Source organism: Subtercola vilae, from assembly GCF_004923255.1.
Taxonomy (GTDB): Bacteria; Actinomycetota; Actinomycetes; order Actinomycetales; family Microbacteriaceae; genus Subtercola; species Subtercola vilae.
The window spans coordinates 1-2,804 of sequence record NZ_QYRT01000088.1; the positions used below are offsets into that span (position 1 = coordinate 1).

Below are 2,804 nucleotides of genomic sequence, written 5' to 3' on the forward strand. Positions count from 1 at the left end.
TACACCCAGAAGCAGCTCGACACCGTAGCCGCCCAACTGAACCGTCGACCACGCAAACGGTACGGATACGCCACCCCAGATGAGATGATCAAAACCCTACTGGTGCAATGACCGCTTGAATCCGCCCCCTCATCAAGAACAACAAGGCATGGGATGCCGCCGAAACTGTGCGGCGCACGTTCGTCACGACCCTCTTGACGCGGAAGAACCTCCCGAAAGACGCCGCCGTGTTCACCGCCCTCACCCTGACCCGGCACCACCAGCTCGTCACCGCCGACAGCGGCGACTACGCTCGCACGTTCCTCAGCAGCACAGACAAAGACCAGTGGGGGCTGAAAGGACTCGCGACGCTCGTGGAACAGACCCCCACGAAAGCGCAGACCATCAGCCCCGCGATCGCGTTGAGCGCTTTCGAGAACGCGATCGGCCGCGACTCGTGGCGGTACCCCTCCGACACGGGCAAGGAATATCTCAACCAGCTCGAGCAGTGGGGCTACCACCTCAGCCCTGTGGAACGCATCGCCGCAGGCCACCCCGCCCCCGCCGATGACGACACCGACCCTGCCGTCGACGAGGACACCGTGACGGCGGAGTAGGCATCAGGTGCGGGGTTCGGTAGCTACCCACCCGAACCCCGCACCGTGCCGCCGTGCGTGTGCTGGGGCCTGTCCCCACCGGGCCAGGCCGCGAAGGGGAAAGGATTCCCCCTCGCAACACCCCCTGGTAAAGCTTCTGATGCCGCTTCGCGGCCTCTCTTTTTTCTGGGCAACTTTGTTGCCATTTCGGCTGAACAGCCAGTCGCTCCGGGTCGGCGGCGTCAAGTCGTCACAGCAGTTTCGGAAAATTCTTGCCCTCCTCCGCTGCGCTCCCCCGGTCAAGATTTTTCCTGCCAACCGCTGCTCTCAACTGGACACCACCGCCCCTCTACGACAGGCGGAAAACCGCCGAAAGGCAAAAAAATTGGGAGAGGACTAGAGAACATGAACACCACGAGCACACCACACCAGGTCACCGTTTACTCAAAGCCGTCGTGCGTGCAATGCACCATGACCTACCGGAAGCTCGACAACGCAGGGATCAGCTACATCGTGGTCGACGTCACCGAAGACGAAGACGCCGTGGCCTTCATCAAAGACCAGCTCGGATACCTCACCGCTCCGGTCGTGTTCGTGAGCGAAGACCTCCACTGGGGCGGGTTCCGGCCCGACCTCATCGAGGGACTCGCCGCCACTCTGGCCGCAACGAACGCCGCGTAACTGCGCACCCGCCCGCTTCTTGAGTATGACCAAAGGAAACCCGATGAGCATCAATCCCGCCGACCTCACCCCGGCTGAGCTGACGATCTACTGCGCCGGCTACGGCGACGCTCTCGACGAACGGGCATCGTTGAACGCGCGTTGAGCAGGAAGCCGACGAAGCGCAAACCGAAATCCGTGAACTCAAAGCAGCCCTCGACCAGGCCAACGCGGACGCCGAGCGTTACTACCGGATCGCGTTCAACCCTCGCCCGCTAGCGATCGACGTACCCACCTACGCGGAGCTCGAGCAGATCCGCACCGAAATGTACGCCAGCAACGCGGAAGCACAGATCCTTCCCTGGCCCGATACGGCCACCCGTCACCCCGCAAACTTTCACGCAAGGAACGCCTCATGATCGACACCGACGAAAACCTCGACGAGAGACGCGAAATCCGGATGGACAAAGTCGACGAAGCCGCACGCGCCGTCGCAGCGTTACTGCCGTTCCCGGCACCGCTGGAAGCCGATATGGGTGGCACGTTCACCTTCCAGATCGATCTCGGCTGCCGCGGTGGCCAAGACGACCCGCACGACATGGTCGGGATCGACCCCGACTACGAACCCCTCGTCTGGATGATTGACATCAACGGCGGCGAGTACCAGATCACCGCCCCCCACGACCTCGACACCGACCCCGCCACCGTCGCACAGTGGATCACCGAACACGCCCGCGCCGCCCGCTGCCCCGCAGCCACAACGCAGCGGTGAGCGAAAGAAGAAACCGGAGCAACCGATGGTTATCGTCTACTCAAAACCGGCGTGCGTGCAGTGCACCGCGACCTACCGGGCGCTCGAGCGCCACGGCATCGAGTACGTCGTCGTTGACGTCACCCAAAACGATGCCGCACTGGAGTACATCTCCGAAGACCTCGGCTACTTCCAAGCACCCGTCGTCCTGGTCGACGACAACAACCACTGGTCAGGATTCCGCCCCGACCTCATCGACCTCCTGGCCAAGGCCATGAGAAGCGGCGTGACGGCCTGACCACGACACGCAGGCAACCTCTTCACCCATCAGCCGACCGTTAGGAACACCACATGTCGAACAAAACCGAAACTCGTGACGAACACCCCACAACGTTGGAGTGCCCATCTAGGCCGTTGACCACGGCGGAAGAACAACTCATCGGTGACGACGTGCGACTGTCGTATCCGACGATGAGTAACACTGAAGCGATGGACTACCTCCGTGACGTCGTCTCGCTGACACCCGAGATCGGCGCTGCAATGTTCGTCGACGACGGCACCGACGTCTCCGCCGCGATCCACACACTCCTACACACCCGGTCCGCAGCTCGTGCACCCCGCGACCCGGCAAACGAAGAGAGCACCACGTGAACGGAACCACCACCAACCTGCCCGCCGACGCCAGCCTCGGGGGTCTGTACGATTTTCGGTGTAACTCCTGACAAGGAGGAACATGATGACCGATGTATTGAGTGACGTGGTGGAGGACGAAGCCGTGGCGACGGTGAAGCAGAATGGCGTGGTCGACGGGCGGTTGG

5 protein-coding genes and 1 pseudogene are annotated in these 2,804 nt (G+C 62.3%); all 6 read left to right on the forward strand.

Translation table 11 applies throughout. The features are described 5' to 3' along the window. Positions 1–111, forward strand: a pseudogene (locus D4765_RS19900) (IS30 family transposase); the annotation flags it as partial. Positions 112–167: 56 nt separating this feature from the next. After that, positions 168–596 carry a hypothetical protein gene (locus tag D4765_RS18875; protein WP_136643849.1) on the forward strand — a complete coding sequence of 143 codons (429 nt, stop codon included), beginning with the start codon at positions 168–170 and terminating at the stop codon, positions 594–596. 384 nt (positions 597–980) lie between these two features. Further along, positions 981–1,256: a glutaredoxin domain-containing protein gene (locus D4765_RS18880; protein ID WP_136643850.1), complete on the forward strand. Its 276-nt coding sequence runs from the start codon at positions 981–983 to the stop codon at positions 1,254–1,256. Between the two features lie 394 nt (positions 1,257–1,650). Continuing rightward, a complete protein-coding gene (locus D4765_RS18885) occupies positions 1,651–2,007 on the forward strand; it encodes a hypothetical protein (protein WP_136643851.1) in 357 nt (118 codons plus the stop codon). A 25-nt stretch (positions 2,008–2,032) separates the two neighbouring features. After that, complete coding sequence (gene nrdH / locus D4765_RS18890) at positions 2,033–2,284, forward strand: glutaredoxin-like protein NrdH (RefSeq protein WP_136643852.1); 252 nt, start codon at positions 2,033–2,035, stop codon at positions 2,282–2,284. Between the two features lie 173 nt (positions 2,285–2,457). Next, positions 2,458–2,637, forward strand: coding sequence for a hypothetical protein (locus D4765_RS18895; protein ID WP_136643853.1), 180 nt, complete (start codon positions 2,458–2,460; stop codon positions 2,635–2,637). Positions 2,638–2,804: the final 167 nt, after the last annotated feature.

Bases quoted from the DNA above. Each gene is read 5' to 3' on its own strand.
- D4765_RS18880 (WP_136643850.1), top strand. From the start codon at position 981: ATGAACACCACGAGCACACCACACCAGGTCACCGTTTACTCAAAGCCG.
- D4765_RS18885 (WP_136643851.1), top strand. From the start codon at position 1,651: ATGATCGACACCGACGAAAACCTCGACGAGAGACGCGAAATCCGGATG.
- nrdH (WP_136643852.1), top strand. From the start codon at position 2,033: ATGGTTATCGTCTACTCAAAACCGGCGTGCGTGCAGTGCACCGCGACC.
- D4765_RS18895 (WP_136643853.1), top strand. From the start codon at position 2,458: ATGAGTAACACTGAAGCGATGGACTACCTCCGTGACGTCGTCTCGCTG.